The sequence below is a fragment of the Leifsonia sp. HAY1-4F genome (assembly GCF_056755275.1).
This window is the reverse complement of sequence record NZ_JBNDHX010000008.1, coordinates 24,794-45,445: the sequence shown is the minus strand read 5'-3', so window position 1 is coordinate 45,445 and position 20,652 is coordinate 24,794. Positions and strand designations below refer to the sequence as shown.

The window sequence follows — 20,652 nt, the reverse complement described above, 5'->3', positions numbered from 1 at the left end:
AAAGGCGACCGATTCATGAGCGTGACAGCAGCCTCCGGATTCGCCGCGGCCGGTGTGGTCGCCGGACTCAAGGCGAGCGGCAACCGGGATCTGGCCCTCGTCCACAACCTCGGCCCGCTGAACGCCGCGGCCGCCGTCTTCACCACCAACCGCTGCAAGGCCAACCCGGTGCTGTGGAGCGAGCAGGTCATCCAGGACGGCGTCGTCTCCGCGATCGTGCTCAACTCCGGCGGCGCCAACTGCTACACGGGCGCCCAGGGGTTCCAGACCACGCACGCCACGGCCGAGGCAGTGGCCGAGAGACTCGGGATCTCCGCGGGCGACGTGCTGGTCTGCTCCACGGGCCTCATCGGCGACCAGCTGCCGCTCGACAAGCTGATCGAGGGCGTCGGCACGGCGGCGGGTGCGCTCGCGACCGACGCCGGGCTCGGCGCAGCCGAGGCGATCATGACCACCGACACGCGGCCCAAGGAGGCGGCGTTCCGGTCTCCGGACGGCTGGACCGTCGGCGGGATGGCGAAGGGCGCCGGGATGCTGGCCCCGGGCCTCGCGACCATGCTCGTCGTGATCACGACGGACGCCGTCCTCACCTCGAAGCAACTGGATGGGGCGCTGCGTTCGGCGACGCGGGTGACCTTCGATCGACTCGACTCCGACGGCTGCATGTCCACCAACGACACCGTCGCCCTGCTGGCCTCCGGCGCGAGCCGCGTCGAGCCGGACGAGACGGACTTCGCCCGTGCGCTGACGGAGGTCTGCCGCGATCTCGCCGAGCAGCTGCAGGCGGACGCCGAGGGCGCCGCGCACGACATCGCTATCGAGGTCGTCCATGCGGCGAGCGAGGACGACGCCGTGATCGTCGGGCGCGCGGTCTCGCGCAGCAACCTGTTCAAGGCGGCGATCTTCGGGAACGACCCGAACTGGGGCCGGGTCCTCGCTGCAGTGGGGACGACCGACGCGGAATTCGACCCGTACGGGATCGACGTCTCGATCAACGGCGTTCAGGTGTGCACCGCCGGCGAGCCGGATCAGCCCCGCGACCTGGTCGATCTGCATCCCCGGAATGTCCACGTGCTGATCGATCTGCACGCAGGAGACGCGACGGCGACCATCCTCACCAACGACCTCACCCACGACTACGTGCACGAGAACAGCGCGTACGCGAGCTGATGACGAGCGAAACCGAGATGCCTCCCACCGCGATGCCGTCCACAGAGCCGACCGAGAGCCGCAGCACCGCCGACGAGGCGGCCGCGGACCACGAGTCGGCAGCCGCCAAGGCGGCCACGCTGATCGAGTCCCTGCCCTGGCTGAAGAGCTTCCACGACCAGATCATCGTGGTGAAGTTCGGCGGCAACGCGATGGTGAGCGAGGAGTTGCAGCGTACCTTCGCCGAGGACATGGTCTACCTGCGCTACGCGGGCCTCCGTCCCGTCGTCGTGCACGGCGGCGGACCGCAGATCTCCGCGATGCTCGGACGACTCGGGATCGACTCCGAGTTCCGCGGCGGCTACCGCGTGACGACTCCGGAGGCGATGGACGTGGTCCGGATGGTGCTCACCGGCCAGATCAACCGGGACATCGTCGGCAACATCAACAAGCACGGCCCCCTCGCCGCCGGCCTTTCCGGCGAGGACGCCGGGCTGTTCCAGGGCCGCCGGCGCGCGGCCGTCATCGACGGCGAAGAGGTCGACCTCGGCCTCGTCGGCGATGTGGTCGCCGTCGATCCGGAGGCGGTGCTGACGCAGCTCGCGGTGGGCCGCATCCCGGTCGTCTCCTCGATCGCGCCGGACATCGACGACGCGGGGCAGGCGCTCAACGTCAACGCCGATGCGGCGGCGGCGGCGCTCGCGGTCGCGCTGGGGGCGGCGAAGCTGGTGATCCTCACCGATGTCGCCGGACTCTACAGCGACTGGCCGAACCGGGAATCCCTGCTCTCGAAGATCGGCGCGGATGAGTTGCGCGAGCTGCTGCCGTCGCTCGAGGCGGGAATGATCCCCAAGATGGCGGCGTGTCTGGATGCGGTCGACGGCGGCGTCGCGAAGGCCGCGATCATCGACGGGCGGATAGCGCACTCCATCCTGCTCGAAATCTTCACGCAGTCCGGCATCGGGACGGAGGTGGTGCCCGCGTGAGCGAGGACCAGAATCGGGAGAGGACCACCGCCGAGGGACGCCCGCCGGGGACCGAATGGCGCGACGGGGCCTGGAGGGCGCCGTTCACGGACGCGATCATGCGCACGCTGTCGACACCGAAGCTCATGCTGGCGCGCGGCGAGGGCTGCCGGGTCTGGGATGTGGACGGCAACGAGTACCTGGACTTCCTGGCCGGCATCGCCGTGAACTCGCTCGGCCACGCCCATCCCGCCCTCGTGGAGGCGGTGAGCGCCCAGGTGGCGACGCTCGCCCACGTCTCCAACTACTTCTCGACGGCCCCGCAGCTCGAACTGGCCGAGCGGCTGCGCACCATCACGGGCGCGGGGGAGCGCGGCCGCGTGCTGTTCGGCAACTCGGGGGCCGAGGCGAACGAGGCCGCGTTCAAGCTGGCGCGGCTGAACAAGGGCCCGCACGGGCGCCGGACGCGCGTCCTCGCCCTGCACAACGCTTTCCACGGCCGCACCATGGGGTCGCTCGCCCTGACCGGAAAGCCCCCGATGCGGGAGGCGTTCGAGCCGCTCCCCGGGGGGGTCGAGCACATCGACTCCACCATCGCTGCGCTCGAGTCGGCCATCGACGACCGCGTGGCAGCGCTCTTCGTCGAGCCGATCAAGGGCGAGGCCGGCGTGCTCGACCTGCCGGCCGGCTTCCTGCAGCGCGCCAGGGAGCTCACCGAGCAGCACGGCGCCCTGCTGATCCTGGATGAGATCCAGACCGGCATCGGGCGGACCGGCGAATGGTTCGCGTACCAGCACGACGGCATCCTCCCGGACGCCGTCACCGTGGCCAAGGGGATGGCGGGAGGCGTTCCGATCGGAGCGCTCGTCACGTTCGGCTGGGCGTCCGACCTGTACACGCAGGGCCAGCACGGCTCCACCTTCGGCGGGAACCCGCTCGCGACGGCCGCCGGAAACGCGGTCCTCTCCGAGATAGAGCGCTCGGACCTGGTCGGAAACGCCGCGCGTCGCGGTGAGCAGCTGAAGGCGATCATCCGCTCGTTCGACTCGCCGCTGATCGGGGATGTGCGCGGGCACGGCCTGCTGATCGGCATCGGCCTGACGGACGGCGAGGCTCACCGGCTCTCGGATGCGGCCCTCGCCCAGGGCCTCATCATCAACGCGCCGAACGAGTCCAGCATCCGGCTGGCGCCGCCGCTCATCGTCGGGGACGCGGAGCTCGAGGAGTTCCGCGACCGCTTCGGGCGGGCTCTGGCCGCGCTGTGACCTCCATGCCGACCACAGCCTCCATGCCGACAGCGGCCTCAACGCCGACCACGCCGACCACGACCGACATCACGAAAGGGCGGGCAGAATGACCCGGCACTTCCTCCGCGACGACGACCTCTCGCCTGCCGAGCAGGCCGAAGTCCTGTCCCTCGCGGCCGACCTGAAGCGCGACCGCTTCTCGGCGACGCCCCTGGCCGGCCCGCAGACGGTCGCCGTCATCTTCGACAAGACCTCCACGCGGACGCGCGTCTCCTTCGCTGTCGGGATCGCAGACCTCGGCGGCAGCCCGCTCATCATCCAGAGCGGGGAGAGCCAGCTGGGCGGCAAGGAGTCCCTCGCCGACACGGCCCGGGTGCTGGAGCGGATGGTCGCGGCCATCGTCTGGCGCACGTTCGCCCAGTCCGGGCTGGAGGAGATGGCGGCAGGGACGCGTGTTCCCGTCGTCAACGCGCTGTCCGACGACTTCCATCCGTGCCAGATCCTGGCGGACCTGCTGACCGTCCGGGAGCACAAGGGCCGCACCGAGGGCCTGACCCTCAGCTACTTCGGCGACGGCGCGAACAACATGGCGCACTCCTACCTGCTGGGTGGCGTCACCGCCGGGATGCACGTGCGGATCGCGGCACCCGCCGACTACGCGCCGGCTGCCGCCGTCGTCGCCGACGCTCAGGCGATCGCGGCGCGCACCGGAGGGTCGGTCGCCGTCCTGACCGATCCGGCGGAGGCCGCGGCGGGGGCCGACGTCATGGTCACCGACACGTGGGTCTCGATGGGCAAGGAGGACGAGAAGGCGCAGCGTGTCGCCGTCTTCGGCGACTACACCGTCGACTCCCGCCTGATGGGCCTCGCCGACCCGGACGCGATCTTCCTGCACTGCCTCCCCGCGTACCGCGGCTACGAGGTCAGCGCCGAGGTGCTGGAGGGGCCGCAGTCGGTGGTCTGGGACGAGGCGGAGAACCGGCTGCACGCGCAGAAGGCGCTGCTCGCCTGGCTGCTGGAGAAGAACGAGGAGACGGTGGCATGAGCGACGCGAACGACGGCGGCAAGACCGGCGAAGGGTCGCTCTGGGGCGGACGGTTCGCGGGCGGCCCATCGCCGGAGCTCGCCGCGCTCAGCAAGTCGACGCACTTCGACTGGGAGCTGGCCGCCTACGACATCGCGGGCTCGCGTGCCCACGCCCGGGCGCTCGCCGCGGCCGGGTATCTCACCCCCGAGGAACTCGATGGGATGCTCGCCGCCCTCGACGAGCTCGACCGCGATGTCGCCTCCGGCGCCTTCGTCGCAGCGGAATCGGATGAGGATGTGCACGGCGCGCTCGAGCGCGGGCTCATCGACCGGGCGGGGCCGGAGATCGGCGGCAAGCTCCGGGCAGGTCGCAGCCGCAACGACCAGATCGCCACGCTCGTCCGCCTGTACCTCCGCGATCACGCGGGTGTCATCGCCGAGCAGGTGATCGCCCTCGTGGATGCGATCGCGTCCCAGGCGGACGCGCATCCCGTCGCCGTCCTCCCGGGCCGCACGCACCTCCAGCACGCGCAGCCCGTGCTGCTGGCGCACCACCTGCTCGCGCACTGCTGGCCGCTGGTGCGCGACCTGGAACGCCTGCGCGACTGGGATGCCCGCGCCGATGTGTCGCCGTACGGGTCCGGTGCGCTCGCCGGCTCCACGCTGGGGCTGGATCCGCTGCGCGTGGCCCGCGAGCTCGGCTTCTCGCGCAGCTCGGAGAACTCGATCGACGGCACCGCCGCCCGGGATGTGGTGGCCGAGTTCGCGTTCGTCGCGGCGCAGATCGGCATCGACCTCTCCCGGTTCGCCGAGGAGATCATCCTCTGGAACACACGGGAGTTCGGCTTCGTCACCCTCGACGACGGCTACTCCACGGGGTCGTCGATCATGCCGCAGAAGAAGAACCCCGACATCGCGGAGTTGGCCCGCGGCAAGGCGGGGCGCCTGATCGGCAACGTCACGGGCCTGCTGACCACTCTGAAAGGCCTTCCGCTCGCGTACAACCGCGACCTGCAGGAGGACAAGGAGCCGGTCTTCGACTCGGTGCGGACGCTCGAGACCGTGCTCCCCGCGTTCACCGGGATGGTCGCGACGCTCCGGTTCCACACCGATCGGATGGCGGAGCTGGCGCCGCAGGGCTTCTCGCTCGCGACGGATGTGGCGGAGTGGCTCGTCAAGCGGCATGTGCCGTTCCGGACCGCGCACGAGCTGAGCGGCAGTCTCGTCCGCTTCGCGGAGGAGAACGGCCTGGAGCTGCACGAGGTCGACGACGAGCAGCTGGCCGCGATCTCCCCGCTGCTGACTCCGGAGGTGCGCTCGGTGCTCTCGGTCGAGGGCTCGGTGGCCAGCCGGGATGGGATCGGCGGCACGGCCCCGGTCCGCGTGGCCGAGCAGCTCGCGGCACTCACCGACAACGTGCGCAAGGCCGCGCTGGCCCTGCGCTCCTCCCGAAGGGATCTGGTCTGATGGCGCGGTTCGAACCGGAAGGGAAGCGTCCGTGGATCATCCCGGCCATCGTGGTGGTCGCCGTGGCGGTCGTCATCGTCGGGCTGATCGTCACCCTGGCGGTGGGCGGGCGGATCTTCTGACGTGACGCTGCACCGTCCCGGGCGCGACGCTTTCCTGGCGTCGTCGCTGGAGGTCGCCCCGCGGCTCCTCGGCGCCGTGCTGCGCCATGAGACGCTGGAGGGGACGGTGGCGCTGCGCATCACGGAAGTGGAGGCGTACGTCGGCGACGGCATCGACCCGGGGTCGCACGCGTTCCGCGGCAAGACCAAGCGGAACGCGGTCATGTACGGTCCGCCCGGGCACGTCTACACCTACTTCACGTACGGGATGCACGTCTGCGCGAACATCGTCTGCTCGCCCGAGGGGGAGGCGTCGGCGGTGCTCCTGCGGGCGGCCGAGGTGATCGAGGGGGAGGAGCTCGCCGAGCGGCGGCGGGTCGGAGCGAGCGGCCGCAGCATCCCGCACCGCGACCTCGCGCGGGGTCCCGCCCGGCTCGTCGTGGCGGCCGGGATGAGCCTGGCGGACGACGGAGCGGACCTGTTCCGTCCTCCGTTCGAGCTGTTGCTGCCGAGTGAGCAGCTGGAGTACACGACGGGTGCACGCACGGGCGTGTCGGGCGCGGGCGGAGGTGTCGCCTTTCCGTGGCGCTACTGGCTGCCGGGGGACCCGACGGTGTCGCCCTACAAGCGGCATCCCCGCGCCCACGCGTGATGTCCAAGCAGAGTTTCGTGACGAATGTCGCGCTGGACAGCGGTGAGGGCAACATTCGTGACGAATGTCGCGCTCTGCTTCAGCCCGCGGCCATCCGGAAGAGGCCGGCGCACGCGCACGCCCAGATGATGCTCGTCAGGCTGCCGATGATGAAGCGCTCGCGCGCCTCGGCCTCCTCCAGCTCGGTGAAGCGTCCGACACCCTTGATGGCGATGAGCACCGCGAGGCCTTCGGGGAAGCCCGCCATGATCGTGCCGGCGGCGGCGAACCGCTCCAGCAGGCCGATCGTCATGCCTCCGCGCAGGACCTCCCGTGTCGTCACGCCCTGCGCCGTCATCTCGTGCACCAGGATGCCGCCGTGCGGGCTCAACTCGGTGGTGCTCCGCGTCGCCAGCGCCAGGACGAGCTGAGCCGCCGGTCCGCCGCCGAGCACGGCCAGGGCGAGCGCGACGATCCCGATGAGCAGCCGGAACGCGAGCGGCGCATGCTGGCCCGGAAGGAGGAGGACGATGAACGCCGCGGCCAGCAGCCCCGCAGCGCAGTACACCAGCGGCCGGCGCGGCGTGCGCATGGTCGCGACGATGCAGCCGAGGGATGCCAGGAGCAGGAGCAGGGCGAGCGCCCAGAGTGCATGCGGGACGATCTGCGTCACCAGCACCGGTGTGGGCGGCCAGCTGGTCATGCGTCCTCCTCGACGGTCATCCGGTTGGGGTGTCGGCCTCGGCCTGTGCGGCGTCGGCGCGTGCCAACAGCCTAGTCAGGGCGGGCAGCGCAGCGAGCTCGACACGGAGGCCGGCCGCCCGGGCGCGATCGCTGGCGGACTGCGGCGAGATCCCGAGGCGCGCGGCCGCATCCGCCTGGGTGAGGCCGGAGGTCACCAGGTCGTACAGCTCCCAGCCGGCCGGAGTGCGACTCTCGCGGAGGGTGAGCAGGAGGGTCAGGACGGCTTCCAGGTCGGCGGCGGACTCCGGATCTGCGACACCGTCCACGGCGAACCGGGCCGGCGTGCGTTTGGCTCGGGTGACCGCCGTGCGCGCCGCGATGAACGCGTCGCCCGTCGCCTCCCGGGTGTTGCGCGGCAGCGGCGTCCGGACACCGCCCATCCCGAGGCCGACGCTCCACGCGCGCTCGCGGGTGAGGCTGAGGACGAGGTCGAGCGTCGTTGCGGCGTCCGGCGTGAGTGCCTGGATCTCGTCGCCCGCGTTCCGGTCCGGTGGCAGGGCGAGGCGATCGCCGAACCGCTCTCCGATGCTGTCCAGGGTGCGCCCCACGATGTCGGCGCGTTGCGTGCTGTCCACCTGGTCGGCCGTTACGACGAACACACTGCCTCCTTTCATCAGGGCTCAGTCCCTGATTCAGGAATCATCAGGTCTATGGGCCTGATCAACATCATATCAGGCCTGTAGTCCTGATCTCAAGGAGATCAGGACTACAGGCCTGATACCGCTGCGCTCCTCCCGCCGACCTCCCGACGGCAGCGCGGACCTGGGTGCCGACGCCCCGCTGATAGCCTGAGCAGGTGTCCGAAATCGCCCCTTTCCGCGACCAGCGCCCCTCCGTGGAGACCACCGCCGGAGGCCGCCTCGCGGCGCAGACCAACGACGCGTCCTTCGACGACGTCTGGGACGAGCTGAAGTGGCGCGGCCTCATCCATGTGTCCACGGACGAGGCCGCCCTCAAGGAGCTCCTGGCCGGCGATCCGATCACGTACTACTGCGGCTTCGACCCGACGGCATCGAGCCTCCACCTCGGCAACCTCGTCCAGCTGCTCACCATGCGCCGCCTCCAGCTGGCCGGCCACAAGCCCCTGGGACTGGTGGGTGGGTCCACCGGTCTCATCGGCGACCCGCGGCCGACCGCCGAGCGCACCCTCAACACCAAGGAGACCGTCGCCGAGTGGGTCCAGGCGCTTCAGGTACAGGTCACCCGCTTCCTCAGCGATGAGGGCGAGAACGCCGTGCGACTGGTCAACAACCTCGACTGGACCGCCCCCCTCTCGGCGATCGACTTCCTCCGCGAGATCGGCAAGCACTTCCGCATCGGCACCATGCTCAAGAAGGATGCGGTCGCCGCGCGCCTCAACTCCGACGAGGGCATCTCGTACACCGAGTTCAGCTACCAGATCCTGCAGGGGATGGACTTCCTCGAGCTCTACCGCCAGTACGGCTGCGTCCTGCAGTCCGGCGGCAGCGATCAGTGGGGCAACCTCACCAGCGGGACGGAACTGATCCGCAAGGTCGAGGGCGTCCACGTCCATGCCATCGGGACTCCGCTGATCACCAACAGCGACGGCACCAAGTTCGGCAAGAGCGAGGGCAACGCGATCTGGCTCGACGCGGAGCTCACCACGCCGTACGCGCTGTACCAGTTCTGGCTCAACACCGACGACGCCGATGTGATCAGCCGGCTGAAGGTCTTCACGTTCCTCTCCCGCGCAGAGATCGAGGAGCTGGAGCGCAAGGTCGCCGAGGAGCCGTTCAAGCGGGAGGCGCAGCGCCGCCTCGCGTACGACGTGACGTCGCTCGTGCACGGAGTGGCGGCGACCGAGGCGGCGATCGCCGCCTCCCAGGCCCTGTTCGGCCAGGGGGAGCTGGCCGACCTCGACCCCACTACTCTCGAGGCCGCGCTTCGCGAGCTGCCGAACACCACGAGCACCGAACCCTCTGCGACGGTCGCCCAGGCACTCGTCGACACCGGGCTGACCGCGAGCCTCGGCGAGGCCCGGCGTGCTGTGGCGCAGGGCGGCGTCTACGTCAACAACGCGAAGGTGGAGGACGCGGACCAGCTCATCGGCTCGGCGATCCTTCCCGGCGACATGGTCGTGCTGCGGCGCGGCAAGAAGACGCTCGCGGGCGTCTTCGTCGTGCCGTCCCCGTGACGGAGGCACCGGCACGAGGGCGGACGGCGCTCGCACACGGGCCGACCGTCGCACCCCTGTCGTACCGTTGACCCATGTCCGATGAACAGCAGCCCCCTCTGACAGCCCCGGCGCCGACGGAACAATCCGCGGCAGCGCCCTCGGCCGCAGGCCGGTCTCCGGCAGGAGAGGACGGCCTCGTCGCCCGTCTCGACGTGATCGAGGAGCAGCCGCTGGAGGCGCGGGCGGACGCGTACGCGCACCTCCACGAACAGCTGCGACGCACGCTGGAGGGCGACGACGAGCATGGCCGGAGCTGACCGCCGGCTGGATGTGGCCCTCGCCGAGCGCGGCCTGGCCCGGTCCCGGTCGCACGCGGCCGCGCTGATCGCCGAGGGCCTCGTGACCGTCGACGGCCGGCCGGCGCTGCGCGCGTCCGCGAAGGTCGACGACGGGCAGGAGCTGCGGATCGCGGGCGCCGACCACTACGTGAGCCGCGGCGCGCACAAGCTGATCGCCGCGCTCGATGCCTTCGGCGTCGATCCGGCGGGCCGGGTCGCACTGGATGCGGGGGCATCCACGGGTGGCTTCAGCCAGGTGCTGCTGGAGCGCGGGGCCGCGCGCGTCATCGCCGTCGATGTCGGGCACGGCCAGCTGTCTCCCGCGCTGGCGGGGGAGGAGCGGCTGGAGTCGTACGAGGGCGTGAACGTCCGCTCCCTCACAGCGGAGGCGCTCGGCGAGCTCACCGGGAGCGACCTCCGCCCGGACCTCGTCGTCGCCGACCTGTCCTTCATCTCGCTGACCCAGGTGCTGCCCGCTCTCGTGGCGACGGCGACCAGCGGCGCGGACTTCGTCCTCCTGATCAAGCCGCAGTTCGAGGTGGGCAGGCAGGGCATCCGGGAGGGCGTGGTCCGGGATGCGGGGCTGCGTGCCGATGCCATCTCCGACGTGCTCTGGGCGGCTCATGACGCGGGTTTGGGTACGGCCGGGCTGATCGCGTCGCCCATCGCGGGGGGACACGGCAACCGGGAATTCCTGGCCTGGCTGCGAGCCAGCGCGCCCGACCCGTCCGGCTTGAGCGAAGAGGTCGTTCGCGTTTCGCGCTAGGTGAACGTTCTCCACAAACCGGTGGCGTGGCGTGGCCCCCCGCCGGAAAACCGACAGAATGGGAGGACGGCTTACGACAGGAGTGAACGTGACACTGATGGGTGCAGCGACGCGGTACATCCTCGTCGTCGCGCACACCGGTCGTCAGGACTCCCTCGAGGCGGGCGTCCGGGTGTCCCGGCAACTGCTCGCCGCGGGCGTCGTCCCGGTGCTGAGCGCCGACGAGCGCAGAGACCTGCTGGCGGCGGATCCCTCGCTCGAGAGGGTGGCGGTGCTCGGCGACGATGTGGCATCGAGCGAGCTCGAACTGGTGATCGTGCTGGGCGGCGACGGCACCATCCTGCGCGCTGCCGAGCTGGTGCGTGGATGCTCGGCTCCGCTCCTCGGCGTGAACCTCGGCCATGTGGGCTTCCTCGCCGAGAGCGAGCGGGACGACCTCGAGACCGCCGTCGCGCGGGGGCTGGCCAAGGACTACGAGGTCGAGGAGCGGATGACGCTGTCCGCCCGGGTCAAGGTCGGGCGCGAGGTCGTGTACGAGAGCTGGGCGCTCAACGAGGCCACGGTCGAGAAGGCGAGCCGGGAGCGGATGCTCGAGGTGGTCATCGAGGTCGACGGCCGGCCGATGTCGAGCTTCGGCTGCGACGGCGTCGTGATGTCGACGCCCACCGGGTCGACGGCGTACTCGTTCTCGGCCGGGGGACCGGTCGTGTGGCCGGGTGTCGCCGCCCTCCTTCTCGTGCCGCTGAGCGCGCACGCGCTCTTCGCGCGTCCCCTCGTCGTCGACGCCGACTCGTCGCTCGCGGTCGAGCTGCTCGACCGGACCGGCGGAGCCGGCGTCCTGTGGTGCGACGGCCGCCGTCCGTTCGACCTCCCGCCGGGCGCACGCGTCGTCGTCCGGCGCTCGCCCATCCCCGTGCGGCTGGCACGCCTGCATCCCGGTCCGTTCACCGACCGGCTCGTGCACAAGTTCGACCTCCCCGTCACGGGGTGGAGGGGGCCGGCCGGCCGTGACTGACGTACGTGGAGGCATCGAGGAGATCTCGATCAAAGACCTGGGCGTCATTGCCGACGCATCCCTCCCACTGGGTCCGGGGTTCACGGCGATCACCGGCGAGACCGGCGCGGGCAAGACCATGGTGGTGTCGGCGCTCGGCCTGCTGCTCGGCGAGCGCGCCGATACCGGAGCCGTCCGGCTCGGCAGCGCACAGGCCTGGGTCGAGGGCCGCTGGCGCGTGCCGTCCGCCGGCGAGGTGGTGGAGCGCGTGCGCGACGCCGGCGGCGATGTGGATGCGATCGACGCGGAGGAGGCGGAGCTCGTTCTCAGCCGCTCGGTGTCGGCGGAGGGCCGGTCGCGGGCGGTGGTCGGCGGGCGCAGCGCACCCGTCGCCGTGCTGACGGAGCTCGGCGAGCAGCTCGTCGTGGTGCACGGACAGTCCGACCAGCTCCGGCTGCGATCCGCGCTCGCCCAGCGTGCCGCACTCGACCGGTTCGCGGGTCCCGAGTTCGCCGAGGCGCTCCGCGCGTACGAGCAGGTCTACTACCGGTGGCGCGACAACCGGGCCGAGCTGGACGAACTGGTCACCGACCAGGACCGCCGCGCCCGGGAGGCGGATGACCTGAGGGTCGCGATGGCCGAGATCGAGGCTGTCGCGCCGCAGCCCGGCGAGGACGACGAGCTCGCCGACCGCGCCGAGCGGCTCACCAATCTTGAAGACCTGCGACTCGCCGCTGCCGCTGCGCGCGAACTGCTCAGCGCCGAGGAGTCGGAAGGAGCGGACGCGCTCGCACTCCTCGACAGCGCACGCCGGCAGCTCGAACGCGTCTCACCGCACGATGCCGCCCTGCAACCGATGGCGGATGCGGTCGCCGAGGCCAACTATCTGATCTCCGACATCGCCGCGCAGCTGTCGACCTACCTGGCCACTCTGGATGCCGAGGGCGCGCGCGAGCTGGAGGTCGTGCAGGAGCGGCGTGCGGAGCTGGCCGGTCTCACCCGCAAGTACGGCCCGACCCTCGAGGATGTCATCGGCACGCTCGAGACGGGCAGCCTGCGCCTCCTGGAACTCGATGGCGACGCCGACCGCATCGGCGAGCTGGCGCGCGAGGTCGAGTCCGACGCGGCGCTGGTGGTGGAACTGGCCTCAGGGCTCAGCGCCGCGCGTGCTGCCGCCGCCGAAAGGCTGTCCGAGGCGGTCACCGCAGAGCTGGCCGCCCTCGCGATGCCCGACGCGCGCATCGTGGTGGAGGTGACGCAGCGCGACGGCGGCGACCTGACGGCGTATGGCGCGAGCGGACGCGACCAGGTCGCCATCCTGCTCCAGCCGCATCCCGGAACCGAGCCCCGGCCGCTCGCCAAGGGTGCCTCGGGCGGCGAGCTGTCGCGGGTCATGCTGGCGATCGAGGTCGTCATCGCGGGCACCGATCCGGTCCCCACCTTCATCTTCGACGAGGTCGACGCCGGCGTGGGCGGAGCGTCCGCCACCGAGATCGGTCGCCGGCTGGCGCGCCTCGCCGAGTCGGCGCAGGTCATTGTCGTCACCCACCTCGCGCAGGTGGCCGCCTTCGCCAACAACCATCTGACGGTCGTCAAGGGCAGCGACGGCGCGGTCACCGCCTCCAGCGTCCGCCGCCTCGACGGAGACGAGCGCATCGCCGAGATGGCGCGCCTGCTCTCTGGCCTCCCGGACTCCGAGAGCGGCCTGGCCCACGCGCGCGAGCTCGTCGAGCTCGCCTCCGCCGCCCGCCGCTGAGCGGACGGGCCCCGCACAGGTGATAAGCTGCAAGCCCGTGGTGGATAATTCAGACGCGGGCTCATCGAACGGCATTACCAAGCACATTTTCGTGACAGGTGGTGTCGTTTCTTCGTTAGGGAAGGGCCTGACGGCCGCCTCTCTCGGCAATCTTCTGACGGCCCGCGGACTCCGCGTCGTCATGCAGAAGCTCGACCCGTATCTCAACGTCGACCCGGGGACGATGAACCCCTTCCAGCACGGCGAGGTCTTCGTCACCGACGACGGCGCCGAGACCGACCTCGACATCGGGCACTACGAGCGCTTCCTCGACATCAACCTCGGCCAGTCGGCCAACGTCACCACCGGTCAGATCTACTCGAACGTCATCGCCAAGGAGCGCCGCGGCGAGTACCTCGGCGACACCGTCCAGGTCATTCCGCACATCACCGACGAGATCAAGCGGCGGATGCGGCTGCAGGCGCAGCCGGGTCCCGACGGGGAGCCCGCTCCCGACGTCATCATCACCGAGATCGGCGGCACCGTCGGCGACATCGAGTCGCAGCCGTTCATCGAGTCCGCCCGGCAGGTGCGGCACGAGCTGGGGCGCAAGAACTGCTTCTTCGTGCACGTGTCGCTCGTCCCCTTCATGAACGCCTCCGGCGAGCAGAAGACCAAGCCGACCCAGCACTCGGTCGCGGCTCTCCGCTCCATCGGCATCCAGCCGGATGCGCTCGTCCTGCGCAGCGACCGCCCCGTCTCGGACAGCAACAAGCGCAAGATCGCGCTGATGTGCGATGTGGACGAGCAGGCCGTCGTGAACGCGATCGACGTGCCGAGCATCTACGACATCCCGACCATGCTGCACGACCAGGGTCTCGACGCCTACATCATCGACCAGCTGGGACTGGATGAGGCCGGCGACGTCGAGTGGGACGGCTGGGCCCGGCTGCTGGAGGCCGTGCACGACCCGAAGCACGAGGTCACCATCGGCCTGGTCGGCAAGTACATCGACCTGCCGGACGCCTACCTCTCGGTCACGGAGGCGCTTCGAGCCGGTGGATTCGCGCACCGCACGAAGGTGACGCTGAAGTGGATCCCCTCCGACGCCTGCCAGACGCCCGAGGGCGCCGCGTCGCAGCTGAGCGAGGTCGACGGCATCTGCGTGCCCGGCGGCTTCGGTGTCCGCGGCATCGAGGGCAAGGTCGGTGCGCTGCGCTTCGCTCGCGAGAACGGCATCCCGGTCCTCGGCCTGTGCCTGGGGCTGCAGTGCATGGTCATCGAGTACGCCCGCAACGAGGCCGGTCTGGCCGGAGCGTCCTCGTCCGAGTTCGACCCGGAGACCGAGTTCCCGGTGATCGCCACGATGGCCGAGCAGGTTGACATCATCGCCGGCGGCGACCTGGGCGGCACCATGCGCCTCGGCCTCTACCCGGCGACGCTCGCCGACGGCTCCCTCGTCTCCGAGCTGTACGGCGCCGCCGAGGCGTCCGAGCGGCACCGGCACCGCTACGAGGTCAACAACAACTTCCGCGAGCAGATCGCCGACGCGGGCCTGTGGTTCTCCGGCACCTCGCCCGACGGCCACCTGGTGGAGTATGTCGAGCTGCCGCGCGACGTGCACCCGTTCTATGTCGGCACGCAGGCGCATCCCGAGCTCCGGTCGCGTCCGAACCGCGCGCATCCCCTGTTCGCCGGCCTCGTCGGGGCCGCGCTCGAGCGTCAGAAGGCCAGCCTGCTCTTCGAGGTGGCCGAGGCGGACGCCGAGATGGCCACGGAAGCCTGATGACGGACGAGCAGACGACGACCCTGAACGACCAGCCCTTCCGGCCGGAGATCGTCTCGTCGGAGACGGCGTTCGAGGGCAAGATCTGGAACGTTCGCCGCGACGTCTTCCGTTACAACGGCGACGAGATCACCCGCGAGTACGTCGATCACACCGGCGCTGTGGCCGTCCTTGCGATGGACGACGACGGCCGGGTGCTGCTCATCCGGCAGTACCGCCATCCCGTCCGTCACCGCGACTGGGAGATCCCGGCCGGGCTTCTGGACCAGGACGGGGAGCGGCCGCTCCTCGCGGCCCAGCGCGAACTCGGCGAGGAAGCGGACCTCGAGGCGGAGGAGTGGAACGTCCTCGCCGACGTCTTCACGAGCCCCGGCGGAAACGACGAGGCCATCCGCATCTACCTGGCGCGCGGCATCCGCTCCACCGGGTCCGCCTTCGCCCGCGAGGCCGAGGAGGCGGACATCGAGGTGCGGTGGGTCCCTCTCGACGAGGCAGTGGATGCTGTGCTGCAGCGCCGCGTCCACAACGCGCCGCTGATCATCGCGCTGCTGGCGGCCCGGTCAGCGCGCGACCAGGGCTGGAGCACGCTCGGAGCGGCGGACGAGCCCTGGCCGAGCCACCCCAAGCTGTCCCGATGACCGGTGCCGCCGGTGTGGCCGCCGAGGTGGATGCGTTCCTCCGGCATGTGGCCATCGAGCGCGGCCTCTCGGCGAACACGGTGGCCGCGTACCGGCGCGATCTGATCGTCTACAGTGCCTGGCTGGCGGAGCAGGGGATCGGCGACCTCCGCTCGGTGACGCCGGTCACCCTCTCGGCTTTCGCGGTGCATCTCGGGACGCGTGAGCAGTCGCCGCTGACCGCAGCCTCCCTCGCCCGCATGCTGTCCACCGTGCGCGGGTTCCACCGCTTCCTGCTCGAGGAGGGCCGCGTGGAGGTGGATGCCGCACGCGACCTGCGCCCGCCCAAGCTGCCCAGCCGCCTCCCGAAGGCCATCACAATCGACCAGGTGGCCGCGCTGCTGGCCGCGACCGACGGCGACGAGGTGGCGGCGCTGCGAGACAAGGCACTGCTGGAGCTGATGTACGCGACGGGAGCCCGGGTCAGCGAGGCGGTCGGACTGAACGTCGACGACGTGATCGACGTGGAGGTGGTCCGGCTCACCGGCAAGGGCAGCAAGCAGCGGCTGGTCCCGCTGGGCAGCTATGCGCGGGAGGCCGTGTCGGCGTACCTGGTGCGCGCCCGGCCGGTGCTGTCGTCGCGCGGGCGATCGACTCCCGCGCTGTTCCTCGGGATGCGCGGCGCGCGGCTGTCCCGGCAGAACGTGTGGCTGATCATCCGTGCGGCAGCGGAACGGGCGAAGCTCGGCATCGAGATCTCGCCGCATACGCTGCGCCACTCCTTCGCCACGCACCTGCTGGCCGGGGGAGCGGATGTCCGGGTCGTGCAGGAGCTCCTGGGACACTCCTCGGTGGCCACGACGCAGATCTACACGCTCGTGACGGCGGACACGCTGCGGGATGTGTACACCTCGGCGCACCCGCGGGCGGGCTGACGCATCCACGTGAGAGGACACGCTGTCGCGTCTGTGTGCCGGAGGGTGTGTCGCGTCAACCCGCTGCGGCGGGAGCCTCGCGGTGGCGGCGCCGCGGTGCGCGACGGCGCATCCACACCAACACCTTCCGCCCGTCGCCGGAGACGCGGCGCGTCGTCGTGAAGCCGAGTTTGGCCAGCACGCCGAACGACGGCGCGTTCCAGGTCTCGACCGTCGCCCAGACGACCGGGAAGCCGGCCTCGAAGGCCGCTTCCGCCACGACTCCTGCCGCCTCGGTGGCGTAGCCGTTGCCCACCTGCGCCCGCAGCAGTTCGTAGGCCAGCTCGGGCTGGGCGGCGCTGGCCCGGCCGACGATCAGGCCGCAGTAGCCGGCCGCCTCGCCCGTCTCGGCCAGCTCGATCGTGTACAGGCCGAAGCCCACCTCGTCGAAGCGTCTGCGCTGCTCGTCGAGACGCAGCTGCTCGTCGTCCAGTCGTACCTGCTCGTCGTCGAGCTCCACCGGCTCGTCGTCGTGAGCCCGCGGCGCGGACTCCGGGGGATGCTCGGCGAGCAGGGCGAGGTTCCACGCGGCGTCGCGTCCGTCGCGCGGCCTCAGCCGCAGGCGCGGGGTCTCGAGGGTGGACGGCATCGGCTGCACGTCGCCAGCGTACCGAACCGCCGTGCTCACGCCCCGCAAGCGGGGCACGGCCCGGTTAGACTTCCCCATGGAAGACCGGCCACGAGAGGGACGAGGAACACCCAGGTGACGCGCAACGACGAGGTCGAGACCCAGCTGCCTGGCATGGATGACGCATCCATCGCCGTCAAGCTCGGGCCCACCGGTCGTCCGCTGCGCGCGTTCCCCGCGCCGGCCCCGCTGAAGCAGCACGGCCCCGCGAAGATCATCGCCCTCTGCAACCAGAAGGGCGGCGTCGGCAAGACGACGACGAGCATCAACCTCGGGGCGACTCTCGCCGACTACGGCCGCCGCGTGCTGGCCGTCGACTTCGACCCGCAGGGCGCGCTGTCCGCGGGCCTCGGGGCGCACACGCACGACGCGACGACCATCTACGACCTGCTCCTCAACCGCAACGCGGATGTGGCGGGCGCCATCCAGACGACGTCCGTCCCGGGTCTGGACATCATCCCCGCCAACATCGACCTGTCCGCGGCCGAGGTGCACCTCGTGAACGAGGTCGCGCGCGAGCAGATCCTGGCCGGCGTGCTCCGCAAGGTGGCCGCGGACTACGACGTGATCCTGATCGACTGCCAGCCGTCGCTCGGCATTCTGACCGTCAACGCGCTGACCGCCAGCCACGGCGTCCTCATCCCGCTGGAGTGCGAGTACTTCGCGCTGCGCGGGGTCGCCCTGCTGATCGAGACGATCGACAAGGTGCGCGAACGGCTGAACCCGGCGATCGAACTGGATGGCATCCTCGCCACCATGTACGACTCGCGTACCCTGCACTCCCGCGAGGTGCTGGAGCGGGTCGTCGACGCGTTCGGCGACCGCGTGCTCGAGACGGTGATCTCGCGGACGGTGAAATTCCCGGACGCCTCCGTCGCCGCCGCTCCCATCACGCAGTTCGCGCCGGAGCACCAGGCCGCGGAGGCGTACCGCCAGCTGGCGCGGGAACTGGTGTTCCGTGGCGCCGTCGCCTGACCTCACGGAGCCGGAGCGCAGTACCGAGTCGGTCGAGCCCGTCGAGGCCGTCGAGGCCGACCAGGCGCCGGGCTTCCGTGTCTCGCTGGGCGACTTCGAGGGCCCGTTCGACCTCCTCCTGTCGCTGATCGCCAAGCACGAGCTCGACATCACCGAGATCTCGCTGAGCCGCGTCACCGACGAGTTCATCGCCTACCTCCGGCGCCTCGACACGGACGAGAGCCTCGACGAGGCGAGCGAGTTCCTCCTCGTCGCGGCGACGCTGCTCGACCTCAAAGTCGCCGGCCTCCTGCCCCAGGGCGAGCTGGTGGATGCGGAGGACGTGGCCCTGCTCGAGGCCCGCGATCTGCTGTTCGCCCGGCTGCTGCAGTACCGGGCCTTCAAGGAGGCGTCCGGCTGGTTCGCCGACCGGCTGGAGGCGGAGGGCCGCCGGCATGCCCGCCTGGTGCGGCTGGAGGACAAGTACCGCCAGCGCACTCCGGAACTCGTCTGGACGCTCAGCCTCGACGACTTCGCCGCTCTCGCCACGCTGGCGATGACGCCGCGGGAGGTTCCCGTCGTCGGTCTCGACCACCTGCACGCCCCGCTGGTGAGCATCCGGGAGCAAGCGGCCGTCGTCGTGGGGATGCTGCGGCACGGTGAGCCGATGAGCTTCCGCCAGCTGGTGGCCGGCGCCGAGCAGAAGGGCGTCGTGGTGGCGCGGTTCCTCGCGGTGCTCGAGCTGTATCGCCGTGCCGCGCTGGCGTTCGAGCAGCTGGAGCCGCTCGGCGAGTTGACGTTGCGGTGGACGGCGGAGCACTGGTCCGAAGAGAATCTGTCGAATCTGGGAGCCGACTATGACGGTTGAGAACACGGCCGAAGCGCCCGACGTGGCCGAAGTGGAGGACGCGCCCGACGCGCGCGACTTCGTCGAAGGCGCCGAGGCGACCGACACCACCGAGGTGCCGGCCCCCGTCGAGGACGCGCAGATCGAGCGTGCGCTCGAGGCGATCCTCATGGTGGCCGACGAGCCGATGAGCCTGATCACCCTGGCGACGGCGGTCGGCGCGCCCGTGAAGCGCGTGCGCGCGGCGGTCGCCACGCTCGTGGCCGACTTCGACGGCGAGGACGGCGGCGTTCGCCGCGGCTTCGAGCTGCGGGAGGTCGGCGGCGGATGGCGGATCTATGTCCGCGAGGAGTTCGACCCGGTCGTCTCCGGCTACGTGCTGCAGCAGAATCCGACGAAGCTGTCGCAGGCGGCGCTCGAGACGCTCGCTGTGATCGCGTACAAGCAGCCGATCAGCCGCGGCGCGATCGCCTCCATCCGCGCGGTCAACGTGGATTCGGTGGTGCGCACGCTGCTCGGCCGCGGACTCATCACCGAGCTGTTCACCGACAGCGAGACCGGGGCCATCAACTACGGCACGACGGAACTGCTGCTCAGTCAGCTGGGCATCAACTCCGTGGACGAGCTGCCGAAGATCTCGCCGCTGCTGGCGGACGGCGCAGAAGGGTTCGAGGGCGATGTCCGCTGAGTCGGGTTCGGAGGGCGAGCGCCTCCAGAAGGTCATGGCGGCTGCCGGTGTGGCATCGCGGCGGGTGTCGGAGGACCTCATCGTCGCGGGCCGCGTCACGGTCAACGGGGCGGTCGTCCGCGAGCTCGGGACCCGGGTCGACCCGTTGACCGACAAGGTCGCCGTCGACGGAACAGCCGTCCAGCTGGACACGTCGCGCCGCTACGTGATGCTGAACAAGCCCGTCGGAGTGGTGAGCTCGATGCGCGACGAGCAGGGACGGCCGGACCTGTCGCGCTTCACCGCGGACTATCCCGAGCGGCTGTTCAACGTCGGCCGGCTGGATGCGGAGACGTCCGGGCTGCTGATCCTCACCAACGACGGGGAGCTCGCGCACGTGCTCGCGCATCCCTCGTTCGGCGTGACGAAGACCTACATCGCGCGCGTGCGCGGAGTCGTCACGCCGCAGACGATCGGGCGCCTGACCAAGGGCGTCGAGCTGGATGACGGCCCGATCGCCGCGGACAAGGCCAAGCTGCTGCAGTCGAATCCGCGCGGCGACGACTCGCTCGTCGAGATCACGCTGCACTCCGGGCGCAACCGGATCGTCCGGCGGATGCTCGCCGAGGTCGGGCATCCCGTCATCGAGCTGGTGCGCCGGCAGTTCGGGCCGCTGCACCTCGGGACGCTGAAGTCCGGGCATATGCGCGACCTGACGAAGGCCGAGCTCGGGCAGCTGCTGACCATCTCGCGCGAGGACCGCTGATCCTCCTCTCCTCCGCGCTCGGTCGGAAACGGAGGCGTTTCGTCGCCCCTCCGCCCTGCTCGCCTCCGTTTCCCGCATCCGGTGCGGGGTGGCACGGGATCTCCTCCCTTTCC

At 70.7% G+C, this 20,652-nt stretch carries 22 protein-coding genes; 19 read left to right on the top strand and 3 right to left on the bottom strand.

Features of this window, described 5'->3' with window-relative positions; genetic code table 11:
* Nucleotides 1-15: 15 nt before the first annotated feature.
* The 7 genes from argJ (at nucleotide 16) to ACPYOG_RS03200 (ending at nucleotide 6,607) form a co-directional block, all read left to right on the top strand.
* Entirely contained in the window at nucleotides 16-1,170 is a 1,155-nt protein-coding gene (argJ, locus tag ACPYOG_RS03230) for a bifunctional glutamate N-acetyltransferase/amino-acid acetyltransferase ArgJ (RefSeq protein WP_481292814.1), read from the top strand.
* 32 nt (nucleotides 1,171-1,202) lie between these two features.
* A complete protein-coding gene (gene argB / locus ACPYOG_RS03225; RefSeq protein WP_481292837.1) occupies nucleotides 1,203-2,135 on the top strand; it encodes an acetylglutamate kinase in 933 nt (310 codons plus the stop codon).
* Nucleotides 2,136-2,233: 98 nt separating this feature from the next.
* Nucleotides 2,234-3,379, top strand: a complete 1,146-nt coding sequence (locus ACPYOG_RS03220) for an acetylornithine transaminase (protein ID WP_481292836.1) — start codon at nucleotides 2,234-2,236, stop codon at nucleotides 3,377-3,379.
* 88 nt (nucleotides 3,380-3,467) lie between these two features.
* A complete protein-coding gene (argF, locus tag ACPYOG_RS03215; RefSeq protein WP_481292813.1) occupies nucleotides 3,468-4,406 on the top strand; it encodes an ornithine carbamoyltransferase in 939 nt (312 codons plus the stop codon).
* The gene (gene argH / locus ACPYOG_RS03210) at nucleotides 4,403-5,854 is read left to right on the top strand and encodes an argininosuccinate lyase (protein ID WP_481292812.1); all 1,452 of its coding nucleotides are present in this window, start codon (nucleotides 4,403-4,405) and stop codon (nucleotides 5,852-5,854) included. Before argF ends, argH begins: the two co-directional genes overlap by 4 nt.
* Nucleotides 5,854-5,976: a hypothetical protein gene (locus ACPYOG_RS03205; protein ID WP_481292811.1), complete on the top strand. Its 123-nt coding sequence runs from the start codon at nucleotides 5,854-5,856 to the stop codon at nucleotides 5,974-5,976. The genes argH and ACPYOG_RS03205 overlap by 1 nt, the downstream gene beginning before the upstream one ends.
* 1 nt (nucleotide 5,977) lies before the next feature.
* The gene (locus tag ACPYOG_RS03200) at nucleotides 5,978-6,607 is read left to right on the top strand and encodes a DNA-3-methyladenine glycosylase (RefSeq protein WP_481292810.1); all 630 of its coding nucleotides are present in this window, start codon (nucleotides 5,978-5,980) and stop codon (nucleotides 6,605-6,607) included.
* 79 nt (nucleotides 6,608-6,686) lie between these two features.
* Here ACPYOG_RS03200 and ACPYOG_RS03195 read toward each other — a convergent pair whose 3' ends face one another.
* Entirely contained in the window at nucleotides 6,687-7,289 is a 603-nt protein-coding gene (locus ACPYOG_RS03195) for a hypothetical protein (RefSeq protein WP_481292809.1), read from the bottom strand.
* A gap of 16 nt (nucleotides 7,290-7,305) precedes the next feature.
* On the bottom strand, nucleotides 7,306-7,929 hold the full coding sequence (locus tag ACPYOG_RS03190; RefSeq protein ID WP_481292808.1) for a DNA-binding protein: 624 nt from the start codon (nucleotides 7,927-7,929) through the stop codon (nucleotides 7,306-7,308).
* A 206-nt stretch (nucleotides 7,930-8,135) separates the two neighbouring features.
* On the opposite strand from ACPYOG_RS03190, the gene tyrS reads away from it, so the two are divergent.
* The 8 genes from tyrS to xerD all read left to right on the top strand — a co-directional run bounded on the left by tyrS (nucleotide 8,136) and on the right by xerD (nucleotide 16,638).
* A complete protein-coding gene (gene tyrS / locus ACPYOG_RS03185) occupies nucleotides 8,136-9,485 on the top strand; it encodes a tyrosine--tRNA ligase (RefSeq protein ID WP_481292835.1) in 1,350 nt (449 codons plus the stop codon).
* A 74-nt stretch (nucleotides 9,486-9,559) separates the two neighbouring features.
* Nucleotides 9,560-9,784: a hypothetical protein gene (locus ACPYOG_RS03180; protein ID WP_481292807.1), complete on the top strand. Its 225-nt coding sequence runs from the start codon at nucleotides 9,560-9,562 to the stop codon at nucleotides 9,782-9,784.
* Nucleotides 9,771-10,571, top strand: coding sequence for a TlyA family RNA methyltransferase (locus ACPYOG_RS03175; protein WP_481292806.1), 801 nt, complete (start codon nucleotides 9,771-9,773; stop codon nucleotides 10,569-10,571). The genes ACPYOG_RS03180 and ACPYOG_RS03175 overlap by 14 nt, the downstream gene beginning before the upstream one ends.
* Nucleotides 10,572-10,668: 97 nt before the next feature.
* A complete protein-coding gene (locus tag ACPYOG_RS03170; protein ID WP_481292834.1) occupies nucleotides 10,669-11,586 on the top strand; it encodes an NAD kinase in 918 nt (305 codons plus the stop codon).
* Nucleotides 11,579-13,321 (top strand): DNA repair protein RecN, encoded by a 1,743-nt coding sequence (gene recN / locus ACPYOG_RS03165; protein ID WP_481292805.1) that lies wholly within the window; start codon nucleotides 11,579-11,581, stop codon nucleotides 13,319-13,321. Before ACPYOG_RS03170 ends, recN begins: the two co-directional genes overlap by 8 nt.
* A 37-nt stretch (nucleotides 13,322-13,358) precedes the next feature.
* A complete protein-coding gene (locus ACPYOG_RS03160) occupies nucleotides 13,359-15,086 on the top strand; it encodes a CTP synthase (RefSeq protein ID WP_481292804.1) in 1,728 nt (575 codons plus the stop codon).
* Nucleotides 15,086-15,724 (top strand): NUDIX domain-containing protein, encoded by a 639-nt coding sequence (locus tag ACPYOG_RS03155; RefSeq protein ID WP_481292803.1) that lies wholly within the window; start codon nucleotides 15,086-15,088, stop codon nucleotides 15,722-15,724. Before ACPYOG_RS03160 ends, ACPYOG_RS03155 begins: the two co-directional genes overlap by 1 nt.
* Nucleotides 15,721-16,638: a site-specific tyrosine recombinase XerD gene (xerD, locus tag ACPYOG_RS03150; protein WP_481292802.1), complete on the top strand. Its 918-nt coding sequence runs from the start codon at nucleotides 15,721-15,723 to the stop codon at nucleotides 16,636-16,638. Before ACPYOG_RS03155 ends, xerD begins: the two co-directional genes overlap by 4 nt.
* A gap of 55 nt (nucleotides 16,639-16,693) precedes the next feature.
* Here the strand turns inward: xerD and ACPYOG_RS03145 are convergent, their stop codons facing one another.
* On the bottom strand, nucleotides 16,694-17,266 hold the full coding sequence (locus tag ACPYOG_RS03145; protein ID WP_481292833.1) for a GNAT family N-acetyltransferase: 573 nt from the start codon (nucleotides 17,264-17,266) through the stop codon (nucleotides 16,694-16,696).
* Nucleotides 17,267-17,419: 153 nt separating this feature from the next.
* On the opposite strand from ACPYOG_RS03145, the gene ACPYOG_RS03140 reads away from it, so the two are divergent.
* Genes ACPYOG_RS03140 through ACPYOG_RS03125 form a run of 4 tightly spaced genes read left to right on the top strand, consistent with a single transcriptional unit; the run spans nucleotide 17,420 to nucleotide 20,539 of the window.
* Nucleotides 17,420-18,280 (top strand): ParA family protein, encoded by an 861-nt coding sequence (locus ACPYOG_RS03140; protein ID WP_192629522.1) that lies wholly within the window; start codon nucleotides 17,420-17,422, stop codon nucleotides 18,278-18,280.
* A complete protein-coding gene (locus ACPYOG_RS03135; protein ID WP_481292801.1) occupies nucleotides 18,264-19,127 on the top strand; it encodes a segregation and condensation protein A in 864 nt (287 codons plus the stop codon). The genes ACPYOG_RS03140 and ACPYOG_RS03135 overlap by 17 nt, the downstream gene beginning before the upstream one ends.
* Nucleotides 19,117-19,794 carry an SMC-Scp complex subunit ScpB gene (gene scpB / locus ACPYOG_RS03130; protein WP_481292800.1) on the top strand — a complete coding sequence of 226 codons (678 nt, stop codon included), beginning with the start codon at nucleotides 19,117-19,119 and terminating at the stop codon, nucleotides 19,792-19,794. Before ACPYOG_RS03135 ends, scpB begins: the two co-directional genes overlap by 11 nt.
* Nucleotides 19,784-20,539: a pseudouridine synthase gene (locus ACPYOG_RS03125; protein ID WP_481292799.1), complete on the top strand. Its 756-nt coding sequence runs from the start codon at nucleotides 19,784-19,786 to the stop codon at nucleotides 20,537-20,539. The genes scpB and ACPYOG_RS03125 overlap by 11 nt, the downstream gene beginning before the upstream one ends.
* Nucleotides 20,540-20,652: the final 113 nt, after the last annotated feature.